Genomic DNA, 15,120 nt, shown 5'->3' with positions numbered 1-15,120 from the left:
CATCCGGCCGACTGTCGGTAATAACAGGCCCTACGGGGCGCGAGTCACCCAAATTTGGGTGACTTCGCGGCAGTGCCGGAAGTTCCCCCGTCGACAATCCAGGTTTCCGTGACAATCTAGGTTCACGACAACTACAATTGTCCTTATGACGACGAACGAGGACGACGCCCCGGACTACGAGGCGTTCATGGCCCCACGCGATCCCGCGTGGGCCGAGCCGACCCAGGAACAACTGACGGCGTTCCGCAAGCAACTGCGCGCCACCGTCGCCACGCTGGCCGACGAACTCTCCGTACGCGACACCAGCCCCGGCAGGCCCGACCCGGACCTCCCGGTCCGCTCGACCCCCGACTGGCAGCTGGCCATGCTGCGCGCCCTGCGCATCGCCCGGGACGAGGTCGAGCCGATGACCGAGCAGTACGCCCGCGGCGCCGGCGGGGGCGGGGTGAACTACCCGCAGATCGGCGACGCCTGGGGGGTCTCCCGGCAGGCCGCACGCAAGAAGTGGCCCGGCGCCGTCGTCGCGATCAACCCGCACGCCAACAAGGAGCCCATCGAGGTCGAGGCGTTCGGCGGGAGCGCCCGCGTCGCCTGGCACCCGGAGGACGGCGGCTGGTGGTGGATCGGCCAGGCCGCCAACGGCCGCCAGGCCGACGCCGGCGACGAGGTCACGTACGACACCAGCGAGGAGGCCCTCGCCCACGCCGGCGCGTTCCTCTCCGCCAACAGCACCCCGAAGGAGACCCAGTCATGATGTTCACCCCGCGCGGTACGCCCACCGCCACCGACCTGCTCGGCCACCTGCAGACGCTGCTCGACGACTACCCCACGTACGACGTCACCGGCGACGAGGACTCGGTCGACGCCGTGCTCGGCTTCTCCGACCTCTCCGACCCCGGCCGGTTCGAGGGCGCCCTCGAACTCCCGCTGACCCCCGGCCAGATCCAGGACCTGGTACGGCTGGTCCAGCGGGAGCAGGACACCCAGCGCCGGGCGCAGAGCGACGGGGACCAGCGCTGCGGGCACTGCGGCGGCACCGGAACCTCGGGCCACATGGACGACATCACCCACCTGCTCGTCTGGACTCCCGGACCGGGGCACGCCGAGGACCCGGCCGACGGCGGATGGGAGCTGTGGGACCCGGCCGAGTGGCACGCGGGGGGCACCGCCGAGGCCCGGCTCGACGGCACCCTCGCCGACGACGCGGTGCACCTGCTCGCCCGCGTCGCCGAGGCGATCGGCGACGACCACGAGCTGACGGCATTCCAGCGCACCACCTACAGCGTCGACAGGGTCGGCGACCGTGGCCGCGTCGGGCACTGGCCCGGTACGTGGGCGTTCCCGATGTTCGCCGTCCAGGCGTGGCCCGTCGAGGAGCCGCCGGCCGACGACGGGAGCCGCCCGTGACCACCCCGGGCACCCGTCCGTGGCACGACACCGTGCCCCCGTACCCCGACGCCCTGCTCTTCCGCCCGATCGCCGCCGGGCACCCCGTCGGTCCGGGCGGACAGCTGGCCCGCCGCCCGGACGGGTCCTGGTGGTACCGCGAGCTGGCCGTCGTCTCCGGCACCGAGGCGACGCTGCCGGAGCTGCTGCGTCCCGACCTCGCGTACGCGATGCGGCGCGGGGACGAGCTGATGGCCGCCGCCGACGGCGCGGCCGGGGACGGCGACTTCGCCGAGGCCGACCGGCTGGTCGAGCTGAGCGGGATGCTCGGCACCCAGGAGGTCATCGATCTGTCCGGGGCCCTGCAGGAGGCAGGCACCCTGTGGCGGGCCCGGCGGTCGACGACGACCGTCGAGTCCCTCGCCGAGTGGATCGAGGCCCCCGACGCCCTCGCCCGCATCGCCGAATCCCTCCGCACCGGGGAGGCGTGATGTCCGTCACACCGCCGCCCTGTCCCGAGTGCCAGGCCGTGACCGAGCCGATCGAGGTCGAGGGCGAGGAGGTCTGGAGCTGCACCGCCCCTGACTGCACCAGGCGCACCTACGGCACCGACGACCCGGACGACGACGACTTCCTCCCCGGGTACACCGAGACCGACGAGCACGGCACCGTGTTCATCTTCCACGGCCACGGCGAGGTCGACATCGAGGCGACCGCCGAGCTGGCCTCCCAGGACGGGCCGGACGGCGAGGACGACCCGGAGCCGGACGGCCCCGCGCCGGCCGCCGTCTGGGAGCCGCAGGTGCGCGAGGTCAGGGTGAAGGACTTCACCAGCGCGCTCACCGGGGCGTGGGGATGGATCTACGGCGACCCCACGGGATGGCGGTTCTTCACCAGCGCGACGTACGACCCGGACGCCGGGGACACCACGGTGACGATCACGTACAGCGACGGCGAGGTGGTGAGGGAGGACCCGTGGCCGGAGGCCCGGATGGTGAACGCGGGACCCGACACCGTCCCCACCGCGAGCCGTCCCGGCCCCGCCGGGCTGGTGACGCGGTGACCGTCCCCAGCCCCGCCCGTGGTGACAGTCACCACCACGGCGATCCCCAGTTCCCTGGTGACGAAGTCCCCCGTGGGGACGTCGCTGGGGACGACGCGGGCGCCAGCGCGCCGCCGTCACCAGTGCCGTGGGAGCTGCTGCTGGCCGACGCCGAGACGGTGAGGCGGTACTGGAGCCACATCCTCCGGCGCGGCCCGGACCAGTGTTGGTGGTGGACCGACAGCCTCAGCAGCACCGCGCACGGCACGTTCCGCGCCGGGTCCCACACCTCCAAAACGAGCCGGGTGGTCCTCGCCCACCTGTTCGGCTTCCGGCTGCACAACGGCGCCGACTCGATCCCGGCCGGGCTGGTCGTCAGGCACCGGTGCGACGAACCGCCGTGCCAGAACCCGGGGCACTGGCTGCTCGGCACGAGGGGGGACAACAACCGCGACGCGGTGAGTCGTCGCAGGTTGGCGGGCCATGCGCTGGCCGACGTGCGCGGCACCCTGGGGCGGGCGCGAGCTATCCGGGCCGCCATCCAGGCCGCCGATCCCGGGCGGGTGGAGGAGGCCATCGCCGCCGCCATCGCCGCGGGCAACCCCGCCGGAACCCACCAGGACCCGCTCTTCTGACCCCCGCTCACCCCGGCCGTCGGCCCCGGACCGCACGCGGTCCGGGGCCGGGTGCGTTGGTGATCCAGTTGGGGACGGGCGGACGTCCTCCGGGCCCGGAGATCACCAGCAGCCGTCACCACGGCGTGGTGATCGGACGCCCGCCCGGCTGGTGACAGTCCCCAGCCGCCGGGGCGCGGCACCCGGCCCGGCGGGGGCGCGCGTCACCACGGGCGGCACCGGCGCATCACCGCGCCGCGTCCGCGCGTCACCAAGTCGACTTGGTGACGCCGTCGAGCGTCCCCACCCTCCGGTGGTGACAGTGGACCCCGCCGCGTCACCACCACCGTCCCCGTCCGGCTGGTGACCGTCCCCAGCGCGAGCGCGTCGGGCGCGGTGAGCGGACCGGCAGCGCGATCACGCAGCGTCGCCGTGGGCGCGGGTCCGTGGGGACGACCCGACCCGGCCGCCGGCCGGGTCGGTGGGGACGGGGGCGCGGGTGGGCCCCACGCTCACCGCCCCTTGGTAACAGCCGAGCCCCGCGCGGGGTCCGCGCGGGGCTCGAAGTCGTCGCCGCCGACCGTAGCGCACGGCGCGGCGTGCTGGCCAGTGCCTGTTCTGAGGGGGTCACCCCCTCAGACTCCCCCGAACGCGCGGCTCCGTGGGGGCTACTTGCGAGAGGGGAGACCCCTCTCGCGCTCTCCCCAGGGGGCCCGTCGGCTGACGCCCGGTGGCCGCCCAACCGGCCCATGGACCGCCTCACACCCCCGGCGGAACCTCCCATTCAGACCCTCCTCCGCCCCTCGGTCGAAGATCCACATTTGCCACCTGATCATCCTGACTTCCTACCTACCGTAATCCCCCTGCTCACTACATCAATCCCCACACCTATGCATCACGATCCAATGGCTGTTGTTGATCTTGAAAGTCGCCTACTCTGAGTCGCGATGTTGTCGATCAGTGCAGGCTCAGATCCCGGCTACCTGACCAAGGAGGTCAGTGCCGGTGCCGAGCATTACTACCTGCGCTCCATCGAGCTGCAGGGGGAGCCGCCCGGCTACTGGCTCGGCGACGGCATCGCGGACCTGGGGCTGTCCGGGACGATCGACAACGACGTCTTCACGGACCTCTACACGGACTTCATCGACCCGCGAAAGCGGGACGAAATGTACGCCCGGCTCGCCGAGATCCCGCACCCGGAGGGCAGCGCGGAGTACGCCAAGGCGGAGAAGAAGATCCGCAAGGAGTCCCGTCTCGGCGCCGCGCCGCGCAACTACGAGAAGGCGTACGAGAAGCGGCTGGAGAAGAACCTCGCCGCGGCGGAGGCGAAGGCACCCGGCGGGGTGCTGAGCCCGGAGCGGATCAAGGCGATCGAGATCTCCACCCGCAAGGAAGCCCCCAGCGCCACGCACTACTACGACCTCACGTTCTCCGCGCCGAAGTCCTGGTCGGTCGCGCACGCCGCGCTGCAGGTCAAGGCCGCCGAGGCACGCGAGGCCGGCGACCTGGAGACGGCCGAGCGGTACAGCCACCAGGCCGACCAGCTGTGGGACTGCTGGAAAGCCGGCGTCCAGGCCGGTATCGAGCACATGCAGGAAGAGGCCGGGTACACCCGCAAGGGCCACCATGGCGCGAAGGTCGACGGCCGCTCCAGCGGCGAGTACGTCAAGACCGACAAGTTCATCGCCGGGGCGTTCGCCCAGCACACGTCCAGGCAGGACGACCCGCAGCTCCACGTGCACGTCCCGGTCCTGAACAAGGTCCTGTGCCGCGAGGTCGACCCGGTCACCGGCCGCGAGCGCGAGGTGTGGCGCTCCCTGGACGGCACCGGCCTGTACCGGCACAAGCAGGCCGCCGGGCATCTCGCCGAGCGCGTCGCCAACGAGGAGTTGCAGCGGGTCATGGGCTGGCGGGTGCAGATGCGCCCGGACGGCAAGGCATGGGAAATCGTCGGCGTCGACCAGGACCTGCGGGACAACTTCAGCAGCCGCCGGGTCGCCATCACCGCCGAGGTCGCCGACATCAGCAAGGCGTTCGAGGAGAAGTACGGCGTCGCCCCCTCCGCGTACACGCTGGCCCGGATCAGCGAGGACGTCAGCCTGCGCCAGCGCAAGGCCAAGAAGCACGACGCCGTGAGCCGGGAGACCCTGCTGCAGCGCTGGGAGGAGTCGAGCAAGGCCCGCTTCCGCGAGTCGCTGGCCGACGTCCCCGACAAGATTGCGCACGAGTCCGCGGTCCACGACCTGCACCGCCCGGCCAAGGAATGGGACCCCGAGGTCATCCAGCGCCGGGCCATCGCCGCAGTCCAGGAGGCCAAGCCGACCTGGACGCGCCCCGACCTGCTCGTCGAGCTGAACCGGCAGCTGCCTGACACCCTCGGTGGGCTCGACCGCCAGCAGGTCCGCGACCTGCTCAACCAGCTGGCCGACGACGCACTCTCCCCCACCGCCGACAACGGCGTGGTGCTCACTAAGGCGCCCGCCCTGGTCGAGATCCCTGTCGAGCTGCAGCGCGCCGACGGCACCTTCCGGTACGAGCCGAACCCGGAGACGTACGACCGGTACGCGACCGAGGAGCACCTGCGTACCGAGGAGCGGCTGGCGAACTTCGCCGGCGAGCGCGGGGCGCCCACCGTGCCCGTCGACAAGGTCGAGGAGGTCATCGCGCAGCGCGGCCTCAAGGGAGCGCAGGCGGAGTTCGTGCGGGCCGCCGCCACGTCGGGCCGCAAGGTCGACGTCCTGGTCGGCCCGGCCGGCGCGGGCAAGAGCTTCAGCCTCGCCGCGCTCACCGAGGTGTGGGAGTCGCACGACAACCGGCAGGTCATCGGTCTGGCGAGCGGCCAGCGGGCCGCCGAAGTGCTGCGCGACGAGGGCATCGAGAACGTCGCGAACATCTCCATGATGCTGATCGCCAACCAGGCGATTGCCGAGGGACGGCCGTTCCCCGGCGCCGAGCAACTGCGCATCCCGAGGAACGCCCTGGTCATCCTCGACGAGTCCGGCATGACCAACACCGACGACCTGGACAAGGTCCGCGCGCTGATCGAGGCCGCGGGCGCTAAGTGCGTCCCGGCCGGTGACCACCACCAGCTCACCAGCGTCGGCGCCGGTGGCGTCTTCGCCCAGTGGGTCGAGCAGGCGCCCGGCGTCCACGTCCTCGACGAGGTCCGCCGCTTCCGCGACACCGACCCGATCACCGGCGAGAAGACCACCCGCCAGTGGGAGGCGGACGCCTCCCTGCAGCTGCGCACCGGCGACACCGAGTCGCTCACCGAGTACGAGCTGCACGGCCGGCTGCAGGGCGGTGGCGCCGAGGAGATGACCGAGCGCGCCTACCAGGCGTGGCTGACCGACTTCCTCGACGGCAAGAACCCGCTGCTCATCGCTCAGGACAACGCCCAGGTCGCGGAGCTGTCGGCCCGGGTGCGCGCCGACCTGGTCCGCGACGGGCGGGTCTCCGAGCACGGTGTGGTGCTGCGTACCGGACGCGAGGACCACGGGATCGAGACCAAGGCGGGTGTCGGCGACCTGATCCAGCTGCGCCGCAACAACCGGCGCATCACCGCGGAGAACGGGTCGTTCGCCGTCAACCGCACGGTGGCGAAGGTGACCGGGATCAGCGACAACGGGTCGCTGATGGTGCGGCTGGAGGACGGCTCCCAGATGCACCTGCCCTCCGTCTATGTGAAGGAGCACGTCGAGCTGGCGTACGCGGCCACGGTGCACGGTGCCCAGGGCCGCACGGTCGGCGTGTGTCACAGCCTGGTCGACGGGTCGGGCACCCGCGAGTCGCTGTACGTCATGCTCACCCGTGGCGAGAGCGGCAACTACGCGTGGGTCATCACCCACCGGCCGGAGCAGAACCTCAAGCGCGAGGACATCCCGCACCACCTCGCGACGCTGGACGGCGTGCTGCAGCGCAGCGGGCTGGAGCAGACCGCGACCAAGACGATCGAGGCCGAGCTGGACCGGCGCGAGAACCTCGCGGTGCTGGAGCCGGTGTGGTCGGGCGTGAAGGAGCAAGACGCCGAGAAGAGGTACGGCACCACCCTGCTGCAGACGCTCGGCGTGGACGACTACGAGCGCGCCAAGTCCAGCGAGGCGTGGGGCTCCCTGATGCGGCTGGCCCGGCATGCCGAGGAGCAGGGCCACGACGTCGAGGACCTGATGGTGCGCACCATCCGCTCCCGCGAGGTGGAGACGGCCGAGGACCTCAGCAAGACCCTGCACCACCGGCTGAAGGCCGCGGTCAACATGATCGAGCGCCAGCAGATCCGGGCGGAGGAGGCCGAGCAGCGCGCCGCGCTCGCCGAACAGGTCCGCAAGGTCAACGAGGCGATCGAGGCCGCCCACACGCCGGTCGACCCCGAGCGGCTGCGCGAGCTGGCCGAGGCAGCCGACCAGCCGGTCGTCGACGAGCACCAGGCCGAGCTGCTGCGCCAGACCCTCGCCCTGCAGACGGGCGTCGAGACCCTGCAGGCGGGGACCGACGAGGAGACGCGCGAGCAGCAGGAGGCGGAGCTGGAAGCGGTCCAGGACGCCGCCCGCGAGGTCACGGACGCCGAGGTCGCCGCGCTGGTCGACACCCCCGAGACCGAGCCCGTGGTGCCGACGGAGGAAGTGAACGAGCACTTCGCCGAGCTGATGAAGCAGCAGGAAGCGTTCGACCTGGGCGTGGAGGTCCTGCACGCCGGACAGGACGACGAGGTCCGGGCGCGGCAGCAGGCCGAGCGTGAGGCGCAGCGGGAGGCCATGGACTCCTACTCCGCCCGCACCCCGCAGCTCGACGGCGACCTGGGCCGGTTCATGCAGGAGTGGGCCGTCGAGATGGACGAGCGCACCGAGCGGCTGGGCCAGCGGGTCGCCGAAGACCCGCCGGCTTGGGCCCTGGACCGGCTGGGCCCGGTCCCGGAGGACCCGACCGAGCGCGCCGACTGGGAGCGCAAGGCCGGCCGGGTCGAGCGGTACCGCGAGGCCCACGGCTACGACGACGAGCGCAACGCGATCGGCCAGGCCCCGCCGAAGGGCGCGGTCGAGGCACACACCGCGTGGGAGAGCGCCCGCCTTGCGCTGGGGGTCGACGACAAGGAGGCCGACGTCGCGCGTGCCTCCGAGGAGACGCTGCGGCAGATGGTCGAGCGGGGCGAGCGCGAGCAGGAGTGGGCGCCGCCGTACGTGGGCGACTCGATGCAGAAGGCGTACACCGCCGAGCGGAACTACGCCGACCAGGCCACCCAGCTGCGGCTCACCGCCCAGGAGATGGCGGAGAAGGAAGCCGCCGAGCACGAGGCGAAGGTCAACGAGACGATGTTCAACGTCTCGAAGGTGACCGGGTACAACGAGCACCAGCAGGCCCTCGCGCAGGCGATGGCCCTGCAGACGGGTGTCGGGACCCTGCAGGCCGAGATCGACCCCTCGCAGCGGGTCCGCGAGACGCTGGACCGGGCGGACACCTCGGAGAACATCGCGCAGACGATGGGCGACCGTGCCGGCAGGCTGCGGGAGGTCCACGAGACCCGCGAGCGGTGGGCCGAGGAGACCCAGGTCGTCCGCGACGAGGCCGACCTCGCCCGCACCGAGCTGGAGCGCCGCACCCCGGAAGCGGAGCCGGAGCTGGAGCCGGACACGGAGACCGGCACCGCGCCGGCCGCGCGGTCGTCCGCCCCGGCTCAGCCGAACACCGAGGAAGAGCTGCGGCGGGCGATGGAGATGGCCCAGGAGGCGCACCGCATCCTGGAGGAGCGGGCCGCCGAGAAGACGCGGGAGCGGGAGGCCGCCGGTCAGACGCCGGAGCGGTCCGAGGACATGGAGCGCGAGCGGATCGACCACGGGTTCGACGACCCGTGGGCCCGCATCGGCCGCGACATCGCCGAGGCCGAGCACACCATGGCCGGGCGGGAGCCCGTCGTCCAGGCGCCCGAGCCTGCCCCCGCGCTGCCTGAGCTGGACTTCGATGGGGACATGGACCTGTAGCGGCTCCCGGGAACGTGCTGCCCGGTGTCCGTGCCGGGCGCTACCGTCTTTGGTATGGCTGACACTCCCTCGTGGAACAGGACCGGCGCCGCGGCCCCGGCCGGAGCGCCGACGGGCCAGCAGTGGCCGGCGCCGCCGCCCGTCGCCCCGCCCGCGCTCACCGTCGGCCGCCGCACCTTCGCCGACATCACCCGCCTGCTCGACAACATCGAGCTGGCCGTGCGCGAGGGCTACGAACTCCCCGAGTTCTTCGACGGGGTCCGTGACGCCTACCGGTGGGTGAGCGGCCGGGCCGCCGCCCCCTACACCGGCCGCACCGGCATCCCCGACGCCCAGCAGCTGCGCGAAGAGGACGACGCAGCCGACGAGGCGATGCGCACCGGCCCGCGCCGCACCCACGCCAACGGCGTGCAGCACGCGGTGATGTGGGTCCGCGGCGCCACCGAGGACCAGCCCTGGCTGATCTGGCAGAGCAGCTGACGCACCGCCACCCCCGCGCTGAGGCCCGTCCGGTCACCCGGGCGGGCCTTTCCACGTCAACCCGCCGGTCAACGTGCCCCATGCTGATGTGTTGATCTCAGGAGTAGCCCTAGGCTCAGCGCCATGCTCATCGTGAATGCCAGTCCCAGAACCTCCGGGAAGACGACGGACACCGCCTGGTTCGGTCACGCCCTCCAGGAGCACGGGTACGACGTCGAGGGGTTCGACGCGGACCACAGCATGCAGTTCTGGGCCTGGTCGCAGCCGGGGGCCGGGAGCTTCTCCTTCGAGGTTCACCTCAAGGCGACGTCCCGCTTCCACGAGGAGGTCGAGCTTCCCGAGGGGAAGATCAACCTGGTGGACTGCGGCCACAGCGAGAACCACCCGGCGATCACCGACAGCCTGTTCAGGGTCGCCGACCTGGTGATCCTGCACCTGGCCCCGACCGAGGCCGACTGGTTGCGTGTCGAAAAGCCCGTGGACGACACCCCGTTCAGGGACATCATCAAGCGCAGCGCGGTCTTCCGCGCGGACGGAAAGCCAGCGCCCACGTGGGTCCTACTCAACCGCTGTAACCCCAGCAGCCCCCGCGACAAGGGCATGACGAAGTTCTACGCGGAACGCATGGAAAACGCGGGATGGAGCGTCTTCACCACGGTGATCCCCACCATGGGGCAGTACGCGCACAGCATGAACTTCCCGATCACCGGCGCGAAGGACACCCCCTTCGGGGGCCTGGTCGTCGAGATGAAGGAGAAGGGACTGCTGCCGTGAGCGCCACCAACTACCAGAAGCTCTTGAAGCAGCGGGAGAAGGAAGAGCGCGAACGCCGGGAGCGTGAGGCCGCCGCTGGGCGAGAGAGCGTAGGAGCGTCCGGAGCCGAGGCTTCGGTGGCCATCCCCTCACCGGGCGGCGAGGTCGTCCCGGACCCGCCGGCCGCCCCGGTGGAGCCCTACCGGCCGCAGCCCTTCACCCCGGACCTGCTGCCCGAACCCAAGGAGATCGACGCCGAGGGCGATCTGACGCCGCAGGAGGTCGACGACCTGGAGCACTGCGAGGCCGCCCTTCACCACGGGAACCGGGCCGAGTGGATGAAGTGGAAGGCGGCACACGCCATCCGCTCCCGGCGCCTGTACCGCCAGGACGGCCGCACGTGGCCGATCTACTGCGAGGACCGGTTCGGGGAGTCAGAGAGCGAGGTCAACCGTCGGATTCAGCAGTGGCCCCTGCTCAAGACCATCACCGAGCAGCAGGACCGGCCCCGCGCGATCCCCGACTCCCACGTGCAGCTGCTGCTGCCCATGGTCGAGCAGCACGGCCAGGACGTGACCGCCCGCGCGTACGTGGCGCTGAGGGGATGGGCCGCCGAGCGCAAGCACCGGGTCACGGCCGAGGTCGTCGTGGGGCTGGTCGAGTTGGCGAAGGCCGCGGAGACGCCGGCGCTGACGACGTCGAGCACCTTCCAGCGGGCGATCGAGGCGAAGCCCAAGCCGAAGCCGGCGCGGGCCGCCAAGAAGGAGAAGGCCCCGGTCGAGGCGGAGCCCACCCCCGTGGTCGCCGAACCGGACACCCAGGAGCAGGGCGAGTTCCCGACCGGCGGTCACCCAAATTTGGGTGACTCGGAGGGGGACGAGATCCCCGCGGCCGAGGTCGAGGACGACGGCGACGAGATCGTGGTGGACGCCGAAATCGTCGACGACGTGCAGCAGCAGCGGGCCGCCGCCGTCCTCAGTCAACTGCAGGGGTACCAGATCGGGTTCGAGGCCGGAGCACTTCGGGGCGCGCGCCCGGAGACGCTCAAGGAGATCAGCACAGTGGCCCGGTCCATCGCGGAGGCCGCCGAGGAGGTTCTCAAGAACCGGTAGCCACCCGGGGCATGCAGAGGGGGAGTCACCCAAATTTGGGTGACTCCCCCTTCATCTGTCGCCGGTCCGGTCAGTCGTCCGACTTCTCCGGCGGATCCGGTCGGCGACTGATGTGCTCGATCACGTACTCGGAGAGGTAGCCGTCCTCGAAGGCGTTCTCGTCGACCGCCGGGGTGCGGTCGTCGGGCTTGCTGGGGTCGAGGACCCGGAACTCGATCGGGTGGAGCATCTTGCGGTCTGCGACCGGGTACCCGCAGCCCTCCAACTCCCGGACCATGAAGTCCTTGACGAAGGGCCACCACCGGGTGTGCCACTCAGCGGCCCGGGTCGGTGGTGCCTTCTTCTCGTACGACCAGTGCCAGTGCGCGCACAGCCACGTGAGCATGATGCGCAGCTCCGGGTGCTGGTACCAGCAGGGACGCCAGACCTGCAGCCCGTACATCGGGCGCAGCACGTCCCGGCACCAGAAGATCAGCCAGTCCCACAGCTCCCTGGCTTCGTCCTTGTCTACCTTGGTCCAGTCGGGGGCGGTTCCGGGACCGGCCCCTTCCCCGTCTTCACCGACGGGGCGCAGCTCCTCGATGGCCTCATGGATGTCGCCGAGGGTCTGCTGGATGCCGGACACGGCGGTGGCGAGGTCCTGGTCCTCCAGAACCTTGACCCGGTTGCCGAGGACCGCGAGGTCCCCGACCACCTGGTAGAGCATCTCGTCCGGGGAGGGAACTGCCACTTAGAACGCCCCCATGTTCCAGCGCCGCTGAGGCTCGCCCTCTGCGGTCTCGTCGTCCTTCTTCTCCTCTGCGGGCTCCGGCTGTGCCGGAACCTCATCCAGGTGAACGGTCGGCTTGAAGACGGGCGGTGCGGGCGCCGGGGCCGGAGCCGGGGGCTCGGCCGGGGCCGCGTGCTGCGGGTCGAGGACCTCGCCGCGCACGACGCGCAGGTGCTCGCGCGGGCCCGGCAGGGTGCCGGAGGTCCAGCCGCTGGCCGCCGGATCGGCGGTCCACGGGCTGGTCGACGCGGCCGGGGCCGGCGGCGCCCAGGGATCTGCGGGAGCCTGCGGGGCAGGACCCCAGCCGCTGGCCGCCGGAGCGGCCGGGGGCGCGGCGGGCGCCGGGCCCCACGGGCTGGCCGGCGGGGCGCCCACCGGCATCGGAGGCGCGTAGTCCTCGACAGGAGCGAGGGGCGGGATGGTCACCGCAGCAGCCTTGCGGGTCCGGATCCGCTGCTCGGCACGGGCCAGCTTCTGGTTCGCCTTCGCCACCTTCTTGGCGTCCTTGCGGGCCCACACCATGTCGTAACGGGCCACCAGGCAGCCGCCGATGTGACGGCGGAACATCAGGACCTCGCCCGGCTCCAGGTTCATGATGTCGGCGGGCGACATGGTCGCTTCCTTGACGTAGCGGAAGCTGGTGCTGGTCTGGGTCGTGCCGTTGGGGCCCGGCCCCCTGGAGCCGGTCTCTTCCTTGACCCGCTTCTGGCCGCTCAGCTTGGAGAGCGACTCCAGGTGGTTGTCGCCCTTGAGGCCGCCGAGGATCAGGGCGGTGCAGTTGTCCCAGATGGTGTCGAAGCCGTTGGAGCCCCAGCGGTCGCGGATCTGGCCCCGGGACTGGAATGCCGAGTGCACGGTGATGCCCAGGCCGCGGCTGTCGGCGGTCCACTTCTCCAGCGGCACCGGGCAGATCAGCGCCGCCTCATCCAGCACGAAGCTCAGCGGCGGGTCGTTGCGCTCGCCCGGCTGAGCGGGCCCGCGACGGCGAGCGGCTTCGTAGATGTCCCCGGTCAGGGTCGTGAACAGCGGGCCGATGCCGCCGATGCCCGTGTCCTCGCCGAGGATGTACACGGTGTCGGTGCCCGACTCGATGAACTCCATCGGGTTGAACTGGGGCATGTCGGCGCGGTGGGCGTCCAGGATCGACTGCGCGATCTCCGGCAGGGACAGGCACTCGAAGGTGCTCGACAGGGTCATGAAGACGTTGTCGAGCGTCGTCGTCTTGGACCGGCTGCCCTGCTGCGCGGACGCCTGAGTCTGCTGCAGGTCGTCTGCCCAGCCGATCGGGGCCTGGTCCTCGTACTGCTCGAAGATCTTGGTTGCGGGGGTCTCCATCGGCTTCTTCGACCAGCGCGCGACGTCCAGCAGGGTCAGGCCCGCCATGTCGGCCGCCCACAAGAAGGACTTGAGGACCTTGAAGCTCTGGTTGTTCCAGAAGTCGCGCCCCTCCAGCCCGCCCGTGGCGTCGGAGCCGTCGAGCAGGTACTTGGCCCGCCGGATGGCCGTCTTGGGGTCACGGCAGCCGACGACCGGGTCCCAGGCCAGGTTCGTGGGGAACTTCCCCTCGCCGAGCTGCTGCGGGTTGAAGATCCAGATCCGGGCACCGGCCTGCCCTCGCTGCACGGCGGTCAGCCGCACGATGTCGGGCTTTGTACTGGTGGCCACCACCGAACCCGGGGCATCCAGAACGAAGTTGCCGATCAGACCGGTCTTGCCGCTACCCATCGGCGCGATGACGACGGTGCTGTCCTCGATCGGCGACCAGATCTCAATGCCGGTCTTGCGGTCCCGGCCGATGCGCACCGCCACCTCGGTGGTGGGAACGTGACGGCCGGGCACGGCGGCGAGGGACGGCCGGTACGTCTTCCGCTTCCTGATCGAGGCGCGACGGCTGACGTTCTTGCGGATGGCGCGGGCGGGGGCGAACCCGTCGCTCTCCCCGCCGAGGTTGCCGAGGAAGGCACCGTCCTTGAGGTACATGTAGCCCGCCCCCGCCAGCCCCACCACCAGGGCCGTGCCAGCGATGGGCTGCGCGGAGAAGAGCCCGCCGACCAGGTCGCCGACGAGGTTGGCGAGCGTGCCGAAGACCTCGCCGAAGCTGACGTCGGTGTCGCCCGTGGGCGCCTGACCGGCCGCCAGGAACGTGGCGGGCACGGCGCCGAGCGCGGTGTAGCTGGCCGTCGGCCGCTCGTTCAGCTGGTGCTTGAGACGCGTCAGCGAGCCGGACACCTGCGCCGGGTCGTAGGCGAGAACCGGCAGCCGGGCGGGCGCGGGCCCGTCGGTGTCCTGCCCGGCGCCGTCCGGGATGACCATGTCTTCCCCAACGGATTCGCCAGTGGTCGAGTCGATCGTGCTGCTGCCCTTAATGTTGTCGTTGTTCACGAAGGTTCCCTTCGTAGCGGGCCTCGGTGCGTAGCCGCCAAGCTCAAAGCGCACCGGGGCCACTCCAGTTGGTATACGTCCCTGCACTGACAATCGCCGCATGGTTATCGCCCATCGTTACTGACCTGCTGCGCTGGGTCGCGCAGCTTCCCGCCGGGCGGGCTGACCTGGGCAGACTTCCCGCCAGACCGGACAGCCCCATGCTGTAGCCGTCCGCCTGTGGATAGATTCCGGTGAGCGCGGCGACCGTCGGCCGCCCCTGTGGACGACAGTCCCGGGCACTCACGCTGTGGCCTTTTCGTGCTCGGTCTCGACCTGGTCGCCATCGCTGCGGGGAGCGGGAACCTCCCCGCCCTGACGCTGCGTGTCCTCGTCCTCGATGTCCTTGAGGTGACTGCGCACCGCGTCCTCCCCCAGGTCGAGCGAGAACTCGGCGATGAGCACCCGGGCCAGTTCCCGCCGGGACGTTCCCGTCGCGCGCTCGCGCACCTCCGGGTCCATCTGGTCGAGCAGCTGGCGGAGGTGCTGCTGGGTCTCGGCACGGCTGCGGCGGGAACCGCCCTGACCGTCCGATCCGCCGTCGATCCGGGCGTCCACCCGGCCGGGTGCC

General features: G+C 71.3%; 11 protein-coding genes and 1 pseudogene. 9 read left to right on the top strand and 3 right to left on the bottom strand.

What is annotated here, in order from left to right:
* The first annotated feature begins 145 nt into the window (after window positions 1-145).
* From CW359_RS37405 to CW359_RS37365, 9 genes are all read left to right on the top strand, one after another.
* Window positions 146-754, top strand: coding sequence for a hypothetical protein (locus CW359_RS37405; protein ID WP_105974676.1), 609 nt, complete (start codon window positions 146-148; stop codon window positions 752-754).
* Window positions 751-1,407, top strand: a complete 657-nt coding sequence (locus tag CW359_RS37400) for a hypothetical protein (protein WP_105974675.1) — start codon at window positions 751-753, stop codon at window positions 1,405-1,407. The genes CW359_RS37405 and CW359_RS37400 overlap by 4 nt, the downstream gene beginning before the upstream one ends.
* Window positions 1,404-1,877 carry a hypothetical protein gene (locus CW359_RS37395; protein WP_105974674.1) on the top strand — a complete coding sequence of 158 codons (474 nt, stop codon included), beginning with the start codon at window positions 1,404-1,406 and terminating at the stop codon, window positions 1,875-1,877. Before CW359_RS37400 ends, CW359_RS37395 begins: the two co-directional genes overlap by 4 nt.
* Complete coding sequence (locus CW359_RS45570; protein WP_157968709.1) at window positions 1,877-2,449, top strand: hypothetical protein; 573 nt, start codon at window positions 1,877-1,879, stop codon at window positions 2,447-2,449. The genes CW359_RS37395 and CW359_RS45570 overlap by 1 nt, the downstream gene beginning before the upstream one ends.
* Window positions 2,446-3,063 (top strand): HNH endonuclease family protein, encoded by a 618-nt coding sequence (locus tag CW359_RS37385; RefSeq protein WP_232838772.1) that lies wholly within the window; start codon window positions 2,446-2,448, stop codon window positions 3,061-3,063. The genes CW359_RS45570 and CW359_RS37385 overlap by 4 nt, the downstream gene beginning before the upstream one ends.
* A 926-nt stretch (window positions 3,064-3,989) precedes the next feature.
* Window positions 3,990-9,014, top strand: coding sequence for a MobF family relaxase (mobF, locus tag CW359_RS37380; protein ID WP_105974672.1), 5,025 nt, complete (start codon window positions 3,990-3,992; stop codon window positions 9,012-9,014).
* 54 nt (window positions 9,015-9,068) lie between these two features.
* Window positions 9,069-9,494 carry a hypothetical protein gene (locus tag CW359_RS37375; protein WP_105974671.1) on the top strand — a complete coding sequence of 142 codons (426 nt, stop codon included), beginning with the start codon at window positions 9,069-9,071 and terminating at the stop codon, window positions 9,492-9,494.
* A gap of 123 nt (window positions 9,495-9,617) precedes the next feature.
* Window positions 9,618-10,268 (top strand): plasmid partition protein, encoded by a 651-nt coding sequence (locus CW359_RS37370; protein ID WP_105974670.1) that lies wholly within the window; start codon window positions 9,618-9,620, stop codon window positions 10,266-10,268.
* On the top strand, window positions 10,265-11,359 hold the full coding sequence (locus CW359_RS37365) for a hypothetical protein (protein ID WP_198655529.1): 1,095 nt from the start codon (window positions 10,265-10,267) through the stop codon (window positions 11,357-11,359). Before CW359_RS37370 ends, CW359_RS37365 begins: the two co-directional genes overlap by 4 nt.
* Window positions 11,360-11,429: 70 nt before the next feature.
* On the opposite strand, the gene CW359_RS37360 is transcribed toward CW359_RS37365, so the two are convergent.
* From CW359_RS37360 to CW359_RS37350, 3 genes and pseudogenes are all read right to left on the bottom strand, one after another.
* On the bottom strand, window positions 11,430-12,089 hold the full coding sequence (locus tag CW359_RS37360) for a hypothetical protein (protein WP_105974669.1): 660 nt from the start codon (window positions 12,087-12,089) through the stop codon (window positions 11,430-11,432).
* Entirely contained in the window at window positions 12,090-14,510 is a 2,421-nt protein-coding gene (locus CW359_RS37355; protein ID WP_198655528.1) for a type IV secretory system conjugative DNA transfer family protein, read from the bottom strand.
* A gap of 282 nt (window positions 14,511-14,792) precedes the next feature.
* A pseudogene (locus tag CW359_RS37350) lies at window positions 14,793-15,120 on the bottom strand (hypothetical protein); the annotation flags it as partial.

It is taken from the genome of Streptomyces geranii, assembly GCF_002954775.1.
Lineage (GTDB): Bacteria > Actinomycetota > Actinomycetes > Streptomycetales > Streptomycetaceae > Streptomyces > Streptomyces geranii.
This window is presented reverse-complemented; position numbering and strand designations above follow the sequence as displayed.